Here is a 21,299-nt window from a genome sequence, read left to right as displayed (position 1 = left end):
TTATTGTTTATGATCTGCAGTCACATGAGGGGCATTTCTCACCTTTTCAAACACCTTCTTGTGCGCGCCATGCAGCGCCAACAGATCCAGTTCCTCTCGGGTTTTCCACTGATTTTGGGTTTCCGCAACCAGCAAATTATCGGCTAAATCCACCAGATACACCAGGGATTCAAGCTTGAAATGACTGTACCTATGGTAACTGATTCCCACCGGGACCGGATCACCGGTCAATCCCATCTGGGACAAAAAGCGATGCACCATAACTTCAGCAGCTGTCCCCTGCTCCAGATCAATGGTTGGAAACTCCCACAATCCACCGAGAAAACCTGCAACCGGTCGCCGACCGACCTGCAACCGCCCCTGCCGCTGCAGCACCACAACCGCCTGATAGCGGATAGGTAGTGAGCTTTTCTTTGTTTTGAGTGGAATATCCTGTTGCAATCCCTGCTTGTACGCCAGACAAAAAGAAGGTACCGGACAATCCTTGCACTGTGGCTTGGTCGGCAGGCAGATCATGGCCCCCAGATCCATCATTGCTTGCGTATAATCGTGAACCTCTTGTTCCGGTGTCAGCAGCTCTGCCCAGGTCCACAACTGTTTTTCTGCCGCGGCAGAACGCGGTGGCTGCTGCAGGGCAAACAGACGACAGAGAACCCGGCGCACATTGGCATCGAGAATCGGCGCGGGACGATCATAAGCAATAGCAACGATCGCCCCGGCAGTAGAACGGCCGATACCGGGAAGTTGCTGCAGGACATCAGGATCTGCCGGGAAAATGCCGCCATAGTCCGTTTGAATCCGACCGGCGGTAGCATGCAGGTTACGCGCCCGCGAGTAGTAACCAAGCCCCGCCCAGGCATCGATTACCTGTTCCACTGGTGCCGTTGCCAGATCAGCCAAGGCAGGAAATTGCTGAAGAAACAGATCATAACGCCCGAGCACTGTGGCCACCGTGGTCTGTTGCAGCATGATTTCGGAAACCCAGATGCGGTAGGGATCACGGATGTTGCGCCAGGGCAGATCCCGCCCCTGCTGCTGATACCAGCCGAGCAGGGTACGGGCAAAGTCAGCCGGATTGAAGGGGAGGTCAGACAAGGGTGGCCAGCACCTTCAGGGTTGCCGCCATCTCTTCCTCGGTTCCGATAGAGATGCGCACGCCATGACTTAAGCGCGGATCGGAGAAATAACGCACCAGGATTTTTTCGGCATAAAGGGCATCATAAATACGCTTGCCGTTGCCATCAGAGGGACTGACAAACAAATAGTTGGCCTGCGACGGGATCACCTGATAACCACAGCTGATCAGTTTATCGCGCATCTCATCACGGTTCCGGCAAATCCTTGCCACCGTGGTGCGCAGGTAGTCCTGATCCTGCAAGGCTGCGCTTGCCGCCACCAGGGCCAGGCGGTCAAGGTGATAGTGATCACGAATCTTGTCCAGCGCCGCCACCACTTCAGGGCGCGCCACCGCCAGCCCCAGACGCATCCCCGCCAGGCCGTAACTCTTTGAGAAGGTACGGGTAACGACCAGATTCTCAAATTGCTGGACCAGTTCCAGCGCTGACTCGCCGGCAAAATCGCCATAAGCTTCATCGACCACCAGCACCCCGCTGCAACGCCGCGCCAGATCAGCGATGGTGTCATTGTCAAAGGCGCAGCCCAACGGGGCATTGGGACTGGTGAAAAAAAACAGTTTGCCGTCATAACGTTCAGGAAAATCGATCCGGCCCTCATCGCTCAAGCTGAAGGTCCGCACGGTTGCCCCCTGGATCTCTGCCAGGGTGGCATAATAGGAATAGGATGGGTGGATATAGGCGATCTCCTCCCCTTCAGCGGCAAAGGCGCGAATCAGGTTATTGAGCAGTTCATCCGAGCCGTTGGCCATGATCACCCAGGACGGATCAACCCCGTACAGCTCTGCCGCAACCCTGCGCGCTTCCTTGCTGCCGGCATCCGGGTATTTACGTAATGCGCCACCATCATCACCCAGCTCCTCCCAGATTGCCGCAACCACCTGCGGCGATGGCGGATACGGGTTTTCATTGGTGTTCAGTTTGATCCAACCCTCGCCATCCGGCTGGAATCCGGGGACATACCCGGCCATTTCGGCGATATTTTTACGTAATGGCAGCATAGGCTTAATATTCCTCCAGAAGCTGATATTCCGTCGTTCGTCGGGCGGGGATAAAGCCGGCGCCGCGCGCCAGGTCGATAATCTCCTGCTGCGACATGCGAAAAGACACGCCGGCAGCGGCGACGACATTTTCTTCGAGCATGGTGCCGCCCAGATCATTGGCACCGAAAAACAGCGCCACCTGCGCCATTGCGGCCCCTTGAGTGACCCAACTGGCCTGAATGTTGTCGATGTTATCAAGAACAATGCGTGACAGCGCCAGCACCTTCAGATATTCGACGCCACCAGCCTTTTCGCCGCCCAATTCGGTGTTATCGGGCTGAAAGGTCCAGGGGATAAAAGCGGTAAAACCACCAGTACGCTCCTGGATCTCCCGCACCCGGAACAAATGTTCGACAATATCCTTGGGCTTTTCGCGGCTGCCGAACATCATGGTCGCGGTTGTTCGCATCCCTAAGCGATGGGCCTCTTCCATGACGCTTGCCCACTGGCGCCAGCCGATCTTGTCGGGGGAAATCTCCTGACGCACCTCATCCACCAGCACCTCGGCACCGCCACCGGGCACCGACGCCAACCCCGCTATCTGCAACCGCCGCAGGCAGTCTTCCATGCTGATGCCGGACAGCTTAGCGACATGGATTACTTCCGCCGGCGACAGGGAATGAATCTGCACCTGGGGGAAACGCTGCCGTAGCCGGCGAAACAGATCTTCAAACCAGTCGATGGTCAGGGTCGGGTGCAATCCTCCCTGCATCAACAGCTGGGTGCCGTCATGATCCACCAGCTCCTGCACCTTGGCAAAGATCGTTTCGTCATCAAGCAGATAGGCGTCAGCATCACCATCATTGCGGTAAAAAGCGCAGAAACGGCACTTTGACTCGCAGATATTGGAATAATTGACATTGCGATCAACGACAAAGGTCACGCGGTTGTGAGGATGTTTGCGCTTGCGGATGGCGTCAGCCAACTTCCCGACTTCCAGCAGATCGGCCTCGGTCAGCAAATAGAGGGCCTGTTCGCGAGTGATTTCTTTACCGCGTTCTCTGTCGAACATCATAAGTTGTCCCGCTTTCGTCCAAAAAAAGCTCCGATACTGTTATCGGCAATGGCTCGCATTAAAGGAATCTGCTTCAAGGGCACGGATCTGTCGGCCACAGTAACGGCAACATAATACATCTGCTCCCAGGAGATCGGCGACTTTAGCGCGGCCCTAAGCCAAAGAGTAGCAACCACCAACCGCTCCTGCCAATTCAGTCGCCGCGATTCCAATATCTTATCAACAACATGCGAAATGGCATACTCAGGATTTTTTGCGAAATTTTTATTGAAATACTTATTGAGCAAATCATCGACTTCGACATCATCCTCGAACCAGCTCGCGGCAAAATCTTGACGAGCCAACCACTGCGATGACTGCTGCAGTGCTTTCTGCTTGTTCATTTCCAGAACAGCAGGGCGTTTTTTCTGTTGCATTTCACGTGTAAGTTGCTGCAGTTCTTTTTCGCAATCTAAGGCCACAGCCTTCCATTGATCACTTCCCAGTTGCTCAGCAATGGCCAGCAACCAGTGGCTCGGCACCTTACCCGCTGCGGCACCATCAGCTAGAGCGTGACAAACACGCTGATTGAGGTAGGACCTTGAAATTTCTAAACTGCCCGTTTCTGCATTCATCACTTGCTTCAGTTCACGAAGATGAGCCTTATCTGCTAATGGCACAATAAAGGCATCAGCGACACCGTGCTGATTTTTCAGTAACAGGGAGCATCCTAAAAATCCCTTAGCTCGTGGAAGGACCACCATAAATGACTGCGCATTGGCGCCATCCATAATCGATGCGTACACCTGCACCTTGACCGGATTAGCCAAAGGTGCACATTCAACCCGTGCCCGTCGGGCATTACTAATTGACTGATCAAGTTTTTTGCGCATATTTTCCGGGAACCAATTGCGCGCAATAATCAAACGACGCAACATAACCGGTGAGAAATCGCCACCGCCGACATCGACAAGCAGCTCTGCGACCTCCTGCCTGACTCTGACATCAGGATGAAACAGCATCAGCACAGCTGCTTCGCGGGCCATATCATTTACTGAGTAAAACATCTGTGTGTAGAGATTGATCTGGACGTCCGGTTCACCTATGGCCATCATCTGCAACAACATATCAGCCATTTCAAACTCGGAAGAGACCCCCATTTTTTCAAACTCACTGAGTAACCCATTAAGAGCTACTTCTTGATCTGCTACTGCCAATTCATCCGGAGGAGAAAGTTCTGCCATTCTACGGCTATTGGCTTCATATAATGGCGGCAGAATGTCAACCCGTGCAGCAAGAAGAGCTTTAGTCACCTCCGCTCCAAGACCGGGGTCAACGTCCACCTGGAAAACCTGTTGTGCCAATGTTGTTTGCAGATGATTCATGGTAGCAGCAGCACCGGGACGTCTGCGCTCCATGTCGGTGCGCAATATGTCCAGCACATCATACAGCAGCTGAGAAATCCCCTGTAGACGGAGATCGTCTTCAGCGCGGTAGCTTTCAACCAGCGCAGAGACCAGTTCCTCAAGAGCATCATCCTGACGCATCAGGGTGCGCAGTTGAGCATCACACTTTTCTCCCAGGTCAAGCCCTGCACTTAGTCTGTTTGAATAAGTACTAATGAGATCAGAAAGCTGCACATCTTCCCTAGACGCAGGGAAAAGGTTGCCCTGACTATGTTCTGTTGTTGAATTTTTTGTTTTTGGTTGTTTTTTGGGACCCTTTTTATCTGCTTTAGTCAATCCGGCAATAAGGTCTTTCAAACCCGCAAAAAATTTCTCTTCATCAACGTCACCTTCATCTTCAAAGGGCTCAACCAATAGTTGAAGATATTTTGAACTGGGAAATCTCTCTCCCACATAGGGTTTCTCGTCCACTTTCTTACGCACAGCACGATAATTCTGACACATAGCCCGAAACCATTGTGGCTGCGCAACAAGGGTATTAACAAAAACTTCCAGCAGATCCTCTGCGGGACCTGTTTGTTTAATTTCTTCGTGAAGACGGGGTAGTGCGGAAAAAAGATCAATATCGAGGGGGAAAACGATCACTGCTAATTGCTTGCGCTGTTCATTCAAAACAACCAGAGTCACCTCCCGGCAGTCACAATCTTTTGTCGCGCAATAAAACTCAACAAACAGATATTCTCCCGTTTTAACCTTGCCAAATTTATGTTCCATTTTGACCTTAACGCCACCTTTTTGTGCCCGAGGGAAAAATGCAACATAAGGAAAAAAGCCCTTTTCAATAAGTTTTTTATCCATATCTTTCACGTTGTTAATACTCCCGGATTTCCCGATAAAGGGTATCGCGCTCCACCGGCTGGCGGCCGGCGTTGCGGATCAGGGTAATCAGTTGCTCACGGCTTAATACCTGGGGGGAATCAGCGCCGGCATCGTGACCGATTTTCTCTTCCACCACGGTACCATCGATGTCATTAACGCCAAAACACAGGGCGACCTGGGCAATCTTGAGGCCGAGCATTACCCAATAGGCTTTGATATGCTGGAAGTTATCCAGATAAAGACGGCTAATCGCAAGGGTTTTCAAGGCATCGACACCGCTCACGCCAACGGCTCCCGGCACCCGGGTATTGTCGGGTTGAAAGGCCAGGGGGATAAAGCTCTGGAAACCACCGGTACGATCCTGCAGTTCACGTAACAGGCGCAAGTGCTCAACCCGGTCGGAATAGGTCTCCAGATGGCCAAACAACATGGTGGCATTGGTACGCAAGCCGCAGTTGTGAACCGTCTCAGTAATTTCCAACCAGCGTTCACCGCTGATTTTTTCCGGACAGATTTTATCGCGCACCTGTTGTCCAAGGATCTCGGCGCCGCCACCGGGCATGGAACCAAGACCCGCCTCCTTGAGATCACGCACCACATCGATCAGGGTCTTGTCGCTGATGCGCGTAAAATAATCGATTTCTACGGCAGTAAAGGCCTTGATGTGCAAGGCCGGTGCTTCCGCTTTGATGGCGCGCAGCATCTCCAGATAAAAATCGAATGAGAGATCCGGGTGCAGGCCGCCAACAGAATGGATCTCGGTGGCTCCAGCGGCCAGCGCTTCGCGTACCTTGGCACGAATCTGATCCAGATCAAGGGTGTAGCCACGTTCATCGCCCTCTTCGCGGGCAAAGGCGCAAAAGGTGCACTGATTAACGCAGAGGTTGGTGTAGTTGATGTGACGATTGACGTTGAAATAAACCTTATTACTATTTTTTCTTCTGTTTACCTCAGCTGCCAGCTCACCTATCTCAAGCAGTTCAAAAGACTCAAATAACCTTAAGGCATCTTCATCACTGAGGCGTTGTCCGTTTTTGACCTTCTCTCTGATTTGCTTCATTACATTCCTCATCCATCCATTTAATTACACATCAGTACCCCAGGGTTGAAACAACTGGTGGGGAACACATAAGGTATCCAGTATCTTGCCAACAACAAACGTCACCAGATCTTCCAGCGTTTGCGGTTGATGGTAAAATCCCGGCATGGCGGGAAGAATCGTTCCTCCCGCCTGGGCCAGGCGCAGCAAATTTTCCAGATGAATCTGATTAAAGGGGGTTTCGCGTGGCACTACGATCAGTTGACGGCGCTCTTTCAAAGCGACATCGGCTGCGCGCTCAAGCAGATTATCCGACAGCCCCGAGGCAATGCGCCCGACCGTTCCCATGGAACAGGGGCAGATCACCACGGCATCTGGAGCGCTGGAGCCGCTGGCGACTGGAGCAAAAAAATCGTCGATGACAAAGTATTGCAAACGCGTTGTACAGTTGAAATATTCCCGCAACTGCGCCTGGCAATCCGCCGCTTCGTCAGCCAGATTCAACCCTGTTTCGAAGGCAGTCACCTGCCGCCCGGCATTGGTCAGCAGTACGCTGACCTGATGATCAGCAGCCAACAATTCCTCGATCAGACGCAAACCATAAATCGAGCCGGAAGCACCAGTGATACCAACAACGATTTTTTTCATAAGAAAAAACCTGTATCTGTTCAGCACCGGGTCGGGGATCCTGTGGCAAGGGTTTTTGTCGCCATGGACGGCGACAAAAAGCGGTCAGGGATGACGAAAAGCGTCCCTTGACATAGGATTCAAAGGCCCGGTGCAAGGATAGAGCTGAATAGTTACAAAAAACCCTTAACTTCCTTTTGCAGCGACCTTTACCCTAAAGCTTTTCTTGGAGTACTTAGAGTCTTGGTGGCTGAGTTAAACAGATTGAGACAAAGTTGCCACCAAGGCACGAAGTTCTCCAAGAGAGGAAAAAAGCTAGGTTAAAAAACGCTTCTCTTTCCACCTATGTGTTAATTTTTTGGCCATCATGCTAATGCGTCGATGAGGGTAAACACAAAAATCGTCACACTGATATAGCCGTTCATATTAAAAAATGCCGCATCCAGGCGTGATAGATCATCCGGTTTAACCAGGCTGTGCTCGTACACCAGCAATCCAGCAACCACCACCACGCCGGCGAAATAGATCCACCCCAGGCCACTGCCGGGCATGACCAGCAGCAGAAACAACAACATCAAGGCGTGGAAGATGCGTACCAGCGTGAAGGATTTTTCAATACCCAGGCGCGACGGCACCGAATGCAATCCGGCCTTGACATCATAGTCATAGTCCTGCAAGGCGTAGAAAATGTCAAAACCGGCGACCCAGAAAAGAACCGCCAGCCCCAGGGAAATGACCGGCCAGCCAATATCGCCGCGCAGAGCGATCCAGGCGCCGATGGGCGCGGCGGCCAGACACAACCCCAGCACCACATGGGCATAATGGGTGAAACGCTTGCAATAGGCGTAAAGCACAAACAGGGCAAGGGCAACCGGAGCCAGCTTGAAACACAGAGGATTGAGCATCCAGGCGGCTAAAAGAAAAATTGTCGTTGACCCCAGAATAAACAGCCAGGCCTCGAGATACGACACCTGACCGCTGGGGATGTGCCGCTCGGCGGTACGGGGATTGTCAGCATCAATCCGCGCATCAATCAGCCGATTCAGCCCCATGGCGGCGCTGCGCGCCCCAATCATCGCCACACAGATCCAAAAAACCTGTCCGACTCCAGGCGCACGGCCACTGGCCAATGACGCTAAAACAACACCCATCAGGGCAAAAGGAAAAGCAAAGACAGTGTGGGAGAACTTGATCATCTCCAACAGGCTTTTCATCTTGGCAAACGCCTGTTCTCTGGTCATCGTCATGATGTGGCCCTCACATAGGGTGCAACGGTTGCGGCAAAAAGGCTTGACACAATCTACACGTTCATGAAGGTAAGTCACAAGGGCTTTTCCACACTATGTTTTTCTCCGGCGGCTCTGCTATGATGCCGCCCATGCCCGATATTGCTTTCGAACATACCTATGTTGCCCTGTTGATCGTCAGTTTTCTCGCTGCCACGCTGCTGCCGTTAGGCTCCGAGTGGTTGCTGGTGGCGCTGCTGCTGGGGGGCAAATCGCCTTTTTTGGTGGTTGTCATTGCGACGATCGGCAACACCCTCGGTGGTGCTACCAACTACCTGCTCGGCCGCTGGGGCAGCACCTGGCTGATCCGTAAGGTACTGCGGATTACCCCCGAGCAGCAACACCGGGCGGAAAGCTGGTTTACGCGCTACGGCAGTCTGTCGCTGCTGCTATCCTGGTTGCCGGTGGTTGGCGACCCTTTGTGCCTGGTCGCCGGCACGTTACGCACCTCGCTATCCCGTTTTTTTATTCTGGTCACTACCGGCAAAGCGCTGCGTTACATCAGCCTGACCTGGTTGACGTTACGCGGTTCTGAGCTGCTTCTTTAGCAGGATATGATGAAACTCTACACCCCGGCCGTTGCCACCCTGTTTCACGACAAAAATCACTCTTTTTTGCTAGAATACTGTTCCATCTATCAAAAAACCATCACCAAAGCCTATACGGAATGAAGCCTATGCGCATGAGTCTAAGCTACAAACTGGTGATCGGCTGCAGTCTGATTCTGCTGGTTTCTTTGAGCAGTACTTTTTACATCATTAATGAACGTCAGCAACAATTGATCATCCGTCAGGCGGAAAATGAGGCGCGGGCGATTTTCCAGCAGATTGTCATCATGCGGCGCTGGATCGCCGATCATGGCGGCGTTTTTGTCGAACAGCTTCCCTGGGCCCAGGAAGGACCGCCGGCTCAGCCCGAAAGCGTCAGCTCCGAGGCACGGCGCTATGCCCGGAAAACCCCGGCCATGGTCACCAAGGAACTGGTCAGTTATGCCCGCGAAAAAGAGCTTTACTGGTTCCATATCACCAGTTTGCAACTGACCAATCCGGAGAACTTTCCCGACGAATTTGAACGTGCCGCACTATTGCGCTTTGAAGACGAACCGTTGCAGGAAATCATTGCCATGGAGGAAATGGACAGGGTTGCCTACCTGCGCTATATCTCACCGCTCTATGTCGAGGAGGCGTGCCTTTCCTGCCATAGCGGTTATGAGGTCGGCGGCGTTCGTGGTGCCATCAGCGTCACCTTGCCCCTGGGCAAGATCTTTGCCGAAGCCAAAGCCAATCGCAACCTGATGTTTGGTGTTATGCTGCTGCTGGTGATTTTTTTAAGCAGCACTCTGCTGTTTTTTTTGCGCCGCATGGTACTGATTCCGGTGGATGAGTTAACCACCTCGATCCGCCATTTTTCGGAAAAAGGACCGCCACCCGGAGCCATTGTTCGTAGCGGTGATGAATTCGAAGAGTTATCGCGCTCTTTTGAAGAAATGGCCGCCAGCCTGTCCGATTATCAACAGGGTCTTGAAGACAAGATCCGTAACGCCACGGCAGAATTGCAGCATCTCAATCAGCAGATTTACACCGCCAGTGAACGCAAATCAGAGTTTCTGGCCAGAGCCGCCCACGAACTGCGCACTCCTCTGACGTCGATCAAGGGGGCGATGGAATATATCACCGCGCGCTTGAAACAAAAAACAACAACCACCGCCTCCCCCCCTGACGATCTCCTGGAATTTTTTGAAATTGCCCAGAAAAATACCGATCGCTTGATCCGCATGGTGCAAACCATGCTTGATATTGAATATATCGAAACCGGAGCCGAGCGAGCCCTGAACCTGACCCAGGTCAATCTGGTTGACATCATCAACGAAAGTATCCAGTCTTTTACCTATGATGCCGCACATCACCGTCTTGACCTTTGTCCCCTTCCCCCTGATTTGCCCCACATTGAAGCCGACGAAGATCGGCTGCGCCAGGTGCTGACCAACCTGCTCGGTAACGCCGTCAAATTTGCCGGGGAAGGTACTGCCATCACCGTCTGTGCCGGAGCAAAAGAGGATGTCATTCAGGTGAAAGTGTGCAATCTGGGTAAAAGCATACCGATGGAACAACGAGAAAAAGTCTTTGAGCGATTCTACCGCTCCGGCGACAAGGGGGGAAGCGGCCTCGGGCTAGCCATCTGTCGCGCCATTATCAGCGCCCATGGCGGCACCATCGGCATTACTGACCCCGATGCAGGAAGCGGTGTTTGTGTCTACTTCACCCTGCCTCTTCATTCCCACAATAAGGAGTAGATGCCCTCGTGAGCAACAGCGAGAAAACAACCCTGCTGGCCGTTGATGATGATGCCGATATTCGCACCGTTCTAAAAGCGAACCTCGGATTGCACGGTTTCAATGTCATCACGGCCGCCGATCTGACGGCAGCCCGCAATATTATTAAAAGCACTGTTCCCGCCTTGATTATCCTCGATCTGACCCTGCCCGACGGTGACGGCCTGGATTATTGTGAGGAGGTCAAGGCGATCCATCCGCAGATACCGGTCATCATGTTGACCGCACGGGATAAGCTGCAGGACAAGATCATCGGACTGGAAACCGGGGCCGATGACTATGTCGTCAAACCCTTTGAAACCTGTGAACTGCTGGCCCGCATTCGCGCCCGCCTGCGACAGACTCCTGCGACAGAACCTGCGCGTACCATCTGTGCAGGCGATCTGCTGGTGGACATCGGTAATCACCAGGTCACCCTGCGCGGCGAGTCGGTCGCCCTGACCCCCAAGCAGTTTCAGCTGCTCACCTTTCTGGTCGAGAATCGCGGTCGTCTGGTAACCCGGGAAGAAATCCGACGTACCCTGTGGAAAGACTCGCCGATTTATTCCTGGAGTCGGGTCATTGATGTTCATATCCAGCATCTGCGGCAGAAGTTGGAAGATGATGCGGCCGCACCGAAATTTATTGTCACCGTACTGGGGCAGGGTTACCGCTTCGAAGGCTGACATGAAAAGAGCACAACGCCCCCGTTTCAACTGGAAACGGGGGCGTTGATACCTTGTATTTAATGGTAAAACAGATCAGATCCGCAAACGACTGCCTTCTTTACGCAGATCCTTGAGCTTGAGGGTGTGACCGGCATCATGGCATCCCATACAGGTCGGGGTGGCCTTGAGGTACTCATCGTGCCGCGCCTTGAAGTGTGGCAGCATCTCGACGATTTCTTCCGTCATATGACAGGCAACACAGTTCTCATGGGTTTTTTCCAGGTAACTGGGCAGATTGTCCCGGTGCGGATCAACCTGATCGGTCAGGGTCAGGTAGACTTTACGCATACCGGCGGTTTTATCCTTGATGATTCCTTTGCTGTGACAGGCAATACAGCCGATGTCAGGGTGCTGGCCATGATCCCAAGAAACCTTCTCGTAGGCATGGCAGGTTACACAAAAATTATCCGTTGACGTTTTCGCGGCCAAGCCCCAGGTTGCCAGCAGCACTACTGCCAGAACCACCACGACCACGATCCAGACGATTGAGCTTTTTTGTTTCATAAGTAACTCCCTTTCAGGGCAGAGGCGTGTCCGCCTCTGCCCCGACTGGTTAATCGATGTGGCGTTGGTTGCGGCCTATTTCACTCTCTCGTAGCCGTTCCAGATCAGCTCAGCTTCGGGCAACAGGGGCAGATATCCCAACCAGGGGTGGGAATCCAGGTGTGCCTGGCTCTGCTGCAGCTTGCGGCTGTGCTCCTTGATCGGTGGCACCAGCTCGTTGATCGGCTTATCGAGATCCTTGGCAATAGCGTAATCGGTGGCGCGAATCGCCAGCTGGGTTGCCTGATCACTGTACTGCTGTGACAACGCCAGAGTTTCCAGCGCTTTACTCGGATTATGGAAGCCGGCGGAGTTTTCTGCCGAGACATAATCCCAGAACCACTGCCCCTTACGTACCAGCTCCCGCGCTTCATTGATGATGGTCTCGTTGGGCAGCGCCAGGTTCGGATATTCCATCGCCAGACGTACGGCCTCATGAGCACGCACCGACTTTTCCTGAGCAATATTCAGCTGCTTCCAGACTTTTTCCTGATGGTATTCGACGCGCCCCTTCATGAACTCAGGGGTCTTGTCACCGTGGCAACCCATGCAGGCGCTCATGCCGACATCATCCTTAAGCGGTGAGGTCCAGTGGTGTGATGAGATGGTGGCCGGGCCGGATTTGATACGCGGCATGTGACAGTCGGCACAAGAAACACCATTAGCGCCATGAATACTATCCGAATACATCTCATATTCGGGATGCTGGGTTTTCAGCATCGGGGTCTTGGAAACAGCATGGGTCCAGTCAACAAAGGCACCCTTAAAACCATCAGGGGTGGGCTCGCCATTACTGTAAAATTCATACATATCGTCTGGGTTCATGCCATTATCCCAAGGGAAATGGGGCTTGGCGGCAACGCCGTGTACGCCGGTCTCAAAATAATATTCAACATGGCACTGGGCACAAACCAGGGACCGCATTTCATCACGGGAGGCTTCGCGCCAGTCTTTGCCCTGGCGCTTGAGAGCTTCGTCCAACGGAAAGCTGGTAATCGCCAGACGGAAGTTGTTTTCCTGGTCGTGACAGTTGGTACAACCAATGGAGTTCATCTTGCCGTCATGAGCTGGACGATAGTTGTGGAATTCAGAGGACCAGAAAGCATCCCCAAAAGCATTGACATAGTCGGGAATGGTGTTGGTTTTACAGTTGATACAGGTCGCCGGCAGACCGGCTTTTTCGCTGTAACGATTGATCCGGTCAATCTTGAAGACGTCATCAATAGCATAGGTATGGCCGCGGGCACGGTCATACTGATAGCTGAAGGGGTAGCCCAGCCACAGGTTTTTCAGGTAAGGCTGAGCGTGCCTGTAGCCCTTTGGCAGCGGGCTGAAGTCATCATGTTTGCGATGGGGCACAGAACCACCATACTCGGTCATCTGGGTATCTTCGTTATTTTTCTGGTAAGACTGGTACTGGGGCAGGTTTTTGAACTTGAGACTGCTCTGATGGCTCACATCAACCTTCTGAACCGCCTCATAAGTAACTTCGGCAAAAGCAACTGAGCCGGCAGCCAGCAGCAGCATGGCCATTAACGCGATAAGTTTTTTCATCGTTACCTCTCTTTAGAAGAATGGTCATTTAGTACGTGGCAGTAAGGGACGCCTTAGCTCAGCACGAAATCATCACCTCCTTGTCATGAATTTGTGCGTCCATTTTACTGATGATGGAATCCTGATCATCAGCATACCGATATCGATGTAAAGGTGATGTAAATGTTATCTTGAATTTTAACAGATCTTTCCTGTTTGTCTTTTTTTGCTTTTCTGGTAAAAAAAATTATGCGAATCCTGCTCATCAACCCACCCAACTGTGGCCGTAGTATCCCCGAAGAACGCTACGGCATCACCTCGATCAAAAAGATCTTCCGCAGTGAACCGTTGGCACTGGAAGCGTTGGCGGGGCCTTTTCTATGGGTTGCTTGTTTACGCAAACATGCTCAGGCAGGCCGTTATGGTAACAACCATGGCGACAGACGATGAATTTATAACTGACTGATTTAGTTAAGAAAACTATAAGTGAATGGAAGCAAGAGGGGGCAAGCCATCAGCTTTATCCGGCATATTCAGCAGAAATGTAAAATGTGACGAAACGATTTCTCAAACAAAAACTATTATTTCATCAACCAGCGCTTCTTCAGCAATATGCTGGAGAGGTAAAAGGCAAGCGCTCCCACCAGTAACAGATATCCCCATTCAAATGACAGGTTCGCTATTGTGCCTTCTTCCAGCAGGATGGTTTTAACTGGGCCGTAAAATTGATAGGACGGCAGCAAGGGGGCAATAGCAGATAATTGTTGCGAAAAATCGGACAGAGCGGAAGGCAACAGGTGTGGTAGATAAAAGACCACACCGAGGGTTCTGGCACTTGCCTGGTTGCGGCAGAGAAAACCCAGAAAAACCCCAAAAGCGCTGAAGCAAAACCCGCCGACAGCGATGAAAGCCATATAAGAAGGCACATGTACTACCCCGAAACCGCTTAAAATATGAAGGAGCAAGATTGCAACCAGGGTCAACAGCATACCCGTCAGCACTTTGGCTATCAGCCATTCAACTTCGCGGATCGGTGTCTGAAGGAGCGCCAGTATCAGCCTTTTTTCCTTTTCTTCAGCGACTTGAGCGGGAAGAATAATAAAGCCGATGAGCAGGACGAGCATCAAAATCCAGGTTGGCAACGCCTGCCTTTGGATGCCACCGTCGTAAAGTTCTTCAATGTCGGAGATCCAGGCGTCCCGATAACCTTCCGCTGCTTTCTGTAAAGCCAAAAATTTTTCTACAATAACAATGGTATGAAAAGATTCCTTTTTTAGAACCAGAAGTTTTAGGCTGTCGCGCTTATTTGTATTTCGGAGCAAAACCCCATCGATTTTTTTTTCTTTTAGTAGTTGAACTCCCTCCTGCAGATCTTGAACCCAGGTTACTTTAATGATCTGTCCGGCAGCCTTAACGGTTAGCATAATTTCAGGCGCATAGTTTTCATTTTGAATGAAACCTATTTTTACCGGAATTTCATCAATGCTGGGACTGTCTATGAGTTTTAAAGTAACAAAAACAAAGAAAGGAATGAAAATGATGAGGTATATAGACTTGTTCTTGATGGCGATAGCTAAATCGTTTAATGTCAGAATGAGAATATTTCTGATCATAGCGCATACAAATTTACATACACTTCAGATTGAAAGTAGTCCTTCGGAGATCCGTCGAAGATCAGACTGCCATCGTGCAAAACCATGATGCGGGTCGCCAGGGTTTTAATTTCTTCAGGCCGATGGGAGGTAAAAAATATGGTTTTCCCATCATCATGGATATTCTTTAATAACCGGTAGAGCTCTTTCGTCATTTCAAAATCGAGACCCGATGTCGGCTCGTCAAACAGCAGTACCGAAGGATTTGCCAACAGGGTCCGCCCAATATTGACCCTTTGTTTCAAGCCCTTTGACAGGGTCTGTATTTTGTTGTTTCGAAACGACAGCAAATTAAACTCCCTCAGAACCTCATCAACCCGCGAAAAGGGTGTTCGGAAGAGGTAAGCGAAGAGTTTAAGATTATATTCAACGGTGAAGAAATCAAAAAGATTAGGAATCTCTGGAACAAATCCGACCTTTTCAACAACCGCCATTCGATTTCTCAAGACGATACCGTCAATCGTTGCTTGTCCGTTGTCGGGCAAAATCCATCCCGCCAGCATTTTCATCAGGGTTGATTTGCCAGCGCCGTTGTGACCGACAACGGCGATCAATTCTCCCTTTTTGACGGAAAAGCTGGTAGGCTGGAGCCCCCTTTTCAGATCATAGAGTTTTGTCAATTCCTCAACTTCTATTTGCATAAACCCATACGCACCTGTTGATGCTTTCTGTTTGGAATAAATGCGCGACCTCTCAGCTCCGCAATACAGCTGAGAGATCGTCAACAAACTCCAAGACGGCGGGAAAGATCTTTCTCTAAGCACAAACTCGAGGACTGTCCAATCCTGCCCGATTAAATTATTCTCGCTACGACAATAACCAGAATCACGACGACTAAAACACCTATTACAAAACCCATGTCAGCTCCTTTTTCGATGGTTGTTAACATCTTTTTTTCACCTCACCGAACAACCCAAGATGCTACCCAGCGTGCGGCACTTTTTCTGCTCGGTAAACATACTAATATCGCAATGGACGTGCCGCCGCTACATGGTCGGCTCTGTTGGAGTAACTATTCGATTATTTGCGACAAAAAGAAATGTGGCAGAGGTGTTTGAAGGGAATTCCGTCAGAGGTATCCGTCTAACTTGACGCAACCGTCATATTTGGCGGCCACCCCCTTCCCTCAAGTACGTTTGATGGAAGCAGCGCAAAGAGGTGGCCATCGATCTGTTCTTTGACAATTCCGCTGACTTGAAGGAATTCATTCTGCTCCTTTTTGTTACAATAAAAGGCTTGTTTTTAATAGCGTGTTTTGGTAGGTAGGGTCTGTCCCAATTAGTCGAATTTTTAAGGGACAGGTGGAGTAGCGATTTTGGTAGACTGCAGAAACCGTCACTCTGCAAAAGAGGGTTGATTTGGGGGCACGCCCTACGATTTTAGACGGACATCTCCCTTTGCGATTTTGACGGGACGTCGATCCGTCAGGCGGCTTCTTTATGTTCCGTAGCTGTTTGCCGGTTTTGTACGGCGATGTGTGCCAACTTCCAGAGGTTGTGCGCCAGGATGCGCCATTCAATGCGGGTCTTGCGGTTTGCGAAGCCTTTGCTTCTCAGAGGCGTTCCAAGGTAGGCGTTTTTGAAAATGCTGATGCGAGCCTCGGAGCTGCCACGGCGCTGTTTTTCAGGGTAAGCGTCTTCTGCAGAGGTCAAATGGGCGACGAGCAGACGATGTTCGATGCCCGTAGCCGTAAGAAAATGATCGACCTCTTCGATCGTCTCGCGAAACTCACGATAATCTTTTGCACCGAAAACAACAGGAAGTTCTGGACGAAGTTCAGTTTGAAATGCGATAGTTTTCATAGGACGCCTTTGGTTTCGTTGTGGTGACAAAATTATAAGGCATCTGTTTCCACTATAGGAGGCAAAAATGCCTCCTATAGTGGATTATTTTATCCTGCTATCGCAGACGGACAGGGCGTTTGCGCTAAATGGGACAGGCTCTAGTTAGAGTATTCGTTTCTTTATCGTCGAATTTGACGATAAATCAGAACATTTCACCTGAACATAATGGTTACACGGAGGGAGATTGGTATGACGGAAAAGAGCCGTTTCCGAACAGAAACTTATTCTTTGTGCTATTCAACTTCTGTCGACAACGCAAATTCGGCCCAGATCGGGCAGTGGTCCGACGGTTTTTCCATACTGCGGAGTTCATAGTCAATACCAGCCGCGATACAGCGTTGCTGCAACTTGCTGGTCGCCAGGATCATATCGATCCTAAGGCCGCGCTTGGGCTCGGCTTCAAAGCCGCGGGAACGATAATCGAACCAACTGAATTGATCGCTCACCTCCGGGTGCAGTGTCCGCCAGGTATCCTGCAAACCCCAACGGTAAAGTTTTTCATACCAGCTGCGTTCTTCCGGCAGAAAGCTGCATTTTCCGGTACGTAGCCAGCGCTTGACATTCTCTTCTCCTATACCGATATCCGCATCTGTCGGTGCCACATTCAAATCCCCGAGAACCACCAACTGATCTTCCGGGTCAGCTTCATTGGTCAACCATTTATGCAGATTTTGGTAGTAGTCATGTTTATGGGGGAACTTCACCGGATGATGACGACTTTCCCCTTGCGGGAAGTAGCCGTTAACGATTGTTACGCAGGTGCCATCGGCCAGCTGATAGGCGGTGATCAGGGTTCGCCGTTGATGTTCCGGATCTTCATTGGGATATCCCTTCATCACCGACAGGGGCTGCCGGCGTGACAGGGTTGCCACCCCATAGTGCGCCTTCTGCCCATGATGGACAATATGATAACCCATGGCCGCCAACTGCTCGTGAGGAAATTCGCTGTCGTGAACCTTGGTCTCCTGCAGACCGATAATGTCGGGATCATGCTTATCGACCAGCGCCTGTAACTGATGGTAACGGGCCCGTAAGCCATTGATGTTAAATGAGATGATTTTCAAGATACCTCCCGGACGCTAAGGTTAACGGCAGAGAAAGCCGTTGATCGCCTGGATAAAATCATTACCGTAACGTTGTAGCTTCACCTGTCCAACACCATTGATCGCCATCAGTTCGCTCTGACTGGTCGGCAATGCAACTGCCATTTCCGCCAGACTCGCATCTCCAAATACCACATAGGGTGGAACGCCGTCACGGTCAGCTATCTGTTTACGTACCCTGCGTAGCTCTTCAAATAACGCCGGGTCGTAGTTCTGCCCCTTTATCTTGTGTTCTTTCTTTTTGCCCCGCTGAACCCTGGTTCGCGGCTTGCACAGCTTAAGTCGTTCTTCACCGCGCAGCAAGGGGCGTGCCTGCTCGGTCAGCTTCAGGATCGAGTAACGGGCGACATCCTGCTCCAGGTAGCCCAGCTGAATCAATTGACGCAGCAAGTGATTCCAGTCGTCCCGGCTGACATCCTGACCTATGCCATAGGTTGAGAGCCGATCATGTTTTATGGTTTTGATCCGTTGATTTTCCGCCCCCCGCAAGACATCGACCACATGTCCCATGCCAAAATTCTGGCCAACCCGGTAGACACAGGATAGCGCCTTGCGCGCATATTCAGTAGCGTCATATTGTTCGGGTGGATTCAGACAATTATCACAGTTACCGCAGTCCGCGTCGATCACCTCGCCAAAATAACCGAGCAGGACCCGCCGGCGGCAGATCCCCGCTTCGGCAAAAGCGACCATAGCATTGAGTTTATGCAACTCGGTGCGCAGCTTCTCCGGGTCGTTGTTTTTTTCCACGAAGCCACGCAACAATGCGATATCAGCGTAACCGAACAGCAGCAGAGCCTCTGCCGGCAAGCCGTCACGGCCGGCACGACCGGTTTCCTGATAGTAGCCTTCGATATTTTTCGGCAGGTCGTAATGAACGACAAAGCGCACATTAGGCTTGTCGATGCCCATGCCGAACGCCACGGTCGCGACAATAATCTGTACATCATCGCGCAGAAAATCCTCCTGCACCGACCGCCGTACCTCGGGGGCCAGACCGGCATGATAGGCAGCCGCCTGATAGCCGTCCCGGCTTAACTTATCGGCAACCTCCTCGACCCGCTTACGACTTAAACAATAAATAATTCCGGACTGCTCGCTATAGCGCAGGAGAAACTCACAGAGCTGCTGATAAGGCTTTACTTTATCGACCAGGCTATAATGGATATTGGGCCGATCAAATCCACAAACGACCCGATATGGATCCTTCAGCTGCAGGCAGTTGATGATATCTGCTCGCGTCTGTTTTTCAGCGGTTGCCGTCAGGGCCGCGATCGGCACGGCGGGGAAGAGGGAACGTAACTGGCCCAACCGAATATATTCCGGGCGGAAATCATGACCCCACTGGGAGATACAATGGGCCTCATCAATAGCAAACAGAGCCGGAGTTAACCCTCTCAAAAGGTTCAGAAAGTCATCACTCATCAAGCGCTCCGGGGCGACATAGAGCAGATCAAGCCGGCCCTGATGTAATTGATCCAGGACGTTTCGCCCTTCGCCCGCCGTCAGGCTCGAATTATAGCAGGCAGCGCGCACCCCCAAGGCAACCAGGTTGTCGACCTGATCTTTCATCAGAGCAATCAGGGGCGAAACCACGATCGTCACTCCCGACCTGATCAGGGCCGGGATCTGGAAACAAATCGACTTGCCACCGCCGGTCGGCATCAGGATAAAGGCATCACGTCCCCCAATCAAACTGACAATGACATCTTCCTGTTGGGCTCGGAAATTTTGATAACCGAACACCTGCTGCAGCGTCGACAATGCCAGTGCACGCTCATCATCACGGGAATCTATCATGGTTGTAAATTCTCCGGCGCTTCCTTCGAGATCTGATAGTGGCGATTTTCGACCAAAGCAGTCGTCGTCCGATCTTCCGTCACCAGTTGATCGCGGTCAATCCCTGTTGCGTTGATGATCAACCCCTTACCGGTGGTGATGACACGCTCCGGGGCCAGCATGTTAAGGGTACGCCACCAACTCAGGTTGAAGTCGTGAATATTGATATCATCATCCACCAGTATCAGCAGCCGGGATCGGTTGAGGCTGGACACCGTGCGCAACCGGCGAATCAGGTCCGTAACCGCCGTAGCGGAACAGGGTCTGACGGCAACAACCGCCACGCCATGAAATGCTGTCATTTTCGGCATAACCAGATCAGCAACCAGCGGAACGTCAAACAATAACATTTCGCGCAGCAGCAGTTCGTTGAGTTTTGCCAACTGAACATTCTCGCTCGGTGGAGGACCAACGACGGTGACCGGGAGGATGGGCTGATGTCGGTGGCGAATCGCTGTGACCTCCATCAGCGGACAATCTTCGCGCTCAACATACTGACCGGTATGGTTGCCGAAAGGACCTTCTTTGACCCTTGCCCCTGGTTTTATTTCGCCCTCTATGACGATTTCCGCATTTGCCGGAGCCACCAACGGTTGGGTTAAACAGGGCGAAAAGGTGAATGATCGGCCGGTTAACACTGCTGCGAAGCCATATTCGCTACAGCCGGTTGGCAAGGGGGCAGCTGCAGCCCAGAACAGGGCCGGATCCGCCCCAAGAATCAGGGCCACGGGCAGCGACTCATTCCGAAGTTCTGCAGTCTTTAGATGTTCAGCGATATCTGAGCAGGGAGCAAAATTCAGGGCGATTTTTCCTTCAGCTACCAGCGCTGCACGATAGAGCCCCAGGTTGCTGACCCCGGTGACCGGCGATACGCTGTGGGTCAGGGCCAGGGTCAAATAGCGGGTTCTTTCTCCCGGCCAACTACGCAATGCCGGGATATCGCCCAAGGTCAATTGTTCGTACTGATATTGCGGCTCGGAAAAATCCATTGAGCAGGCATTACAAGCATTGGTCAGGTTGGTTAACGCATCATGCTCCCCCGCTGCAATCAAGGTCCTGATCTTACGTGTCAAATCCTTTTCATTGAGCTCCAGCATGCTTAACAATCGGGCTTTTGAACCGAACAGATTAGCTGCAATTTGAACCGAAGTCCCCTTGACTTGCTCAAATAACAGCGCATCACCGCCTGAGGCAGAGAGGAATTCACGTCGGCAGACCGCCGCAAGCTCAAGGTCCGGGCTTACCTCCGTCGTAATTCTTTTGACTTGATTGTCAATCAGCAGCTGGCGCAGAAATGATCTTAACGTCATTTAAACCATCCATTGTAAAAAAGATCATC

19 protein-coding genes are annotated in these 21,299 nt (G+C 51.6%); 4 read left to right on the top strand and 15 right to left on the bottom strand.

The window, feature by feature from the left end; all coding sequences use genetic code 11:
- The 7 genes from mutY to ICT70_RS05285 form a co-directional block, all read right to left on the bottom strand.
- Complete coding sequence (gene mutY / locus ICT70_RS05315; protein ID WP_191154354.1) at positions 1–1,095, bottom strand: A/G-specific adenine glycosylase; 1,095 nt, start codon at positions 1,093–1,095, stop codon at positions 1–3.
- On the bottom strand, positions 1,088–2,134 hold the full coding sequence (hisC, locus tag ICT70_RS05310; RefSeq protein ID WP_191154353.1) for a histidinol-phosphate transaminase: 1,047 nt from the start codon (positions 2,132–2,134) through the stop codon (positions 1,088–1,090). The genes mutY and hisC overlap by 8 nt, the downstream gene beginning before the upstream one ends.
- Before the next feature lie 4 nt (positions 2,135–2,138).
- On the bottom strand, positions 2,139–3,191 hold the full coding sequence (gene mqnC / locus ICT70_RS05305; RefSeq protein ID WP_191154352.1) for a cyclic dehypoxanthinyl futalosine synthase: 1,053 nt from the start codon (positions 3,189–3,191) through the stop codon (positions 2,139–2,141).
- Complete coding sequence (locus ICT70_RS05300; RefSeq protein WP_191154351.1) at positions 3,188–5,443, bottom strand: hypothetical protein; 2,256 nt, start codon at positions 5,441–5,443, stop codon at positions 3,188–3,190. Before ICT70_RS05300 ends, mqnC begins: the two co-directional genes overlap by 4 nt.
- A gap of 4 nt (positions 5,444–5,447) precedes the next feature.
- A complete protein-coding gene (gene mqnE / locus ICT70_RS05295) occupies positions 5,448–6,515 on the bottom strand; it encodes an aminofutalosine synthase MqnE (protein WP_224746829.1) in 1,068 nt (355 codons plus the stop codon).
- Between the two features lie 24 nt (positions 6,516–6,539).
- Positions 6,540–7,142, bottom strand: a complete 603-nt coding sequence (locus tag ICT70_RS05290; RefSeq protein WP_191154349.1) for a UbiX family flavin prenyltransferase — start codon at positions 7,140–7,142, stop codon at positions 6,540–6,542.
- 344 nt (positions 7,143–7,486) lie between these two features.
- Positions 7,487–8,368 carry a UbiA-like polyprenyltransferase gene (locus tag ICT70_RS05285; protein ID WP_191154348.1) on the bottom strand — a complete coding sequence of 294 codons (882 nt, stop codon included), beginning with the start codon at positions 8,366–8,368 and terminating at the stop codon, positions 7,487–7,489.
- Between the two features lie 131 nt (positions 8,369–8,499).
- Between ICT70_RS05285 and ICT70_RS05280 the strand changes: the two genes are divergently transcribed.
- The 3 genes from ICT70_RS05280 (at position 8,500) to ICT70_RS05270 (ending at position 11,404) form a co-directional block, all read left to right on the top strand.
- Positions 8,500–8,955, top strand: coding sequence for a YqaA family protein (locus tag ICT70_RS05280; RefSeq protein ID WP_191154347.1), 456 nt, complete (start codon positions 8,500–8,502; stop codon positions 8,953–8,955).
- A 134-nt stretch (positions 8,956–9,089) separates the two neighbouring features.
- Complete coding sequence (locus tag ICT70_RS05275) at positions 9,090–10,700, top strand: sensor histidine kinase (protein WP_224746828.1); 1,611 nt, start codon at positions 9,090–9,092, stop codon at positions 10,698–10,700.
- An 8-nt stretch (positions 10,701–10,708) separates the two neighbouring features.
- Positions 10,709–11,404: a response regulator gene (locus tag ICT70_RS05270; protein WP_191154345.1), complete on the top strand. Its 696-nt coding sequence runs from the start codon at positions 10,709–10,711 to the stop codon at positions 11,402–11,404.
- A gap of 75 nt (positions 11,405–11,479) precedes the next feature.
- Here the strand turns inward: ICT70_RS05270 and ICT70_RS05265 are convergent, their stop codons facing one another.
- Both ICT70_RS05265 and ICT70_RS05260 read right to left on the bottom strand, forming a co-directional pair.
- Positions 11,480–11,950, bottom strand: coding sequence for a NapC/NirT family cytochrome c (locus ICT70_RS05265; protein ID WP_191154344.1), 471 nt, complete (start codon positions 11,948–11,950; stop codon positions 11,480–11,482).
- 75 nt (positions 11,951–12,025) lie between these two features.
- Complete coding sequence (locus ICT70_RS05260) at positions 12,026–13,543, bottom strand: ammonia-forming cytochrome c nitrite reductase subunit c552 (RefSeq protein ID WP_191154343.1); 1,518 nt, start codon at positions 13,541–13,543, stop codon at positions 12,026–12,028.
- 228 nt (positions 13,544–13,771) lie between these two features.
- On the opposite strand from ICT70_RS05260, the gene ICT70_RS05255 reads away from it, so the two are divergent.
- Positions 13,772–13,972, top strand: coding sequence for a hypothetical protein (locus ICT70_RS05255; protein ID WP_191154374.1), 201 nt, complete (start codon positions 13,772–13,774; stop codon positions 13,970–13,972).
- Positions 13,973–14,103: 131 nt separating this feature from the next.
- On the opposite strand, the gene ICT70_RS05250 is transcribed toward ICT70_RS05255, so the two are convergent.
- The 6 genes from ICT70_RS05250 to ICT70_RS05225 all read right to left on the bottom strand — a co-directional run bounded on the left by ICT70_RS05250 (position 14,104) and on the right by ICT70_RS05225 (position 21,270).
- The gene (locus ICT70_RS05250; protein ID WP_191154342.1) at positions 14,104–15,135 is read right to left on the bottom strand and encodes an ABC transporter permease; all 1,032 of its coding nucleotides are present in this window, start codon (positions 15,133–15,135) and stop codon (positions 14,104–14,106) included.
- On the bottom strand, positions 15,132–15,815 hold the full coding sequence (locus ICT70_RS05245; RefSeq protein WP_191154341.1) for an ABC transporter ATP-binding protein: 684 nt from the start codon (positions 15,813–15,815) through the stop codon (positions 15,132–15,134). The genes ICT70_RS05250 and ICT70_RS05245 overlap by 4 nt, the downstream gene beginning before the upstream one ends.
- Positions 15,816–16,598: 783 nt before the next feature.
- On the bottom strand, positions 16,599–16,976 hold the full coding sequence (locus ICT70_RS05240) for an SRPBCC family protein (RefSeq protein WP_191154340.1): 378 nt from the start codon (positions 16,974–16,976) through the stop codon (positions 16,599–16,601).
- Positions 16,977–17,251: 275 nt separating this feature from the next.
- Positions 17,252–18,082 (bottom strand): exodeoxyribonuclease III, encoded by an 831-nt coding sequence (xthA, locus tag ICT70_RS05235; RefSeq protein ID WP_191154339.1) that lies wholly within the window; start codon positions 18,080–18,082, stop codon positions 17,252–17,254.
- Between the two features lie 21 nt (positions 18,083–18,103).
- Complete coding sequence (gene recQ, locus ICT70_RS05230; RefSeq protein WP_191154338.1) at positions 18,104–19,921, bottom strand: DNA helicase RecQ; 1,818 nt, start codon at positions 19,919–19,921, stop codon at positions 18,104–18,106.
- On the bottom strand, positions 19,918–21,270 hold the full coding sequence (locus tag ICT70_RS05225) for a UbiD family decarboxylase (RefSeq protein WP_191154337.1): 1,353 nt from the start codon (positions 21,268–21,270) through the stop codon (positions 19,918–19,920). Before ICT70_RS05225 ends, recQ begins: the two co-directional genes overlap by 4 nt.
- Between the last annotated feature and the right edge of the window lie 29 nt (positions 21,271–21,299).

Origin of the sequence: Pelovirga terrestris, assembly GCF_014773365.1 — a bacterium.
Taxonomy (GTDB): Bacteria; Desulfobacterota; Desulfuromonadia; order Desulfuromonadales; family Geopsychrobacteraceae; genus Pelovirga; species Pelovirga terrestris.
The sequence above is the reverse complement of the archived record's forward strand: the minus strand, read 5'-3'. Positions and strand labels throughout refer to the sequence as shown.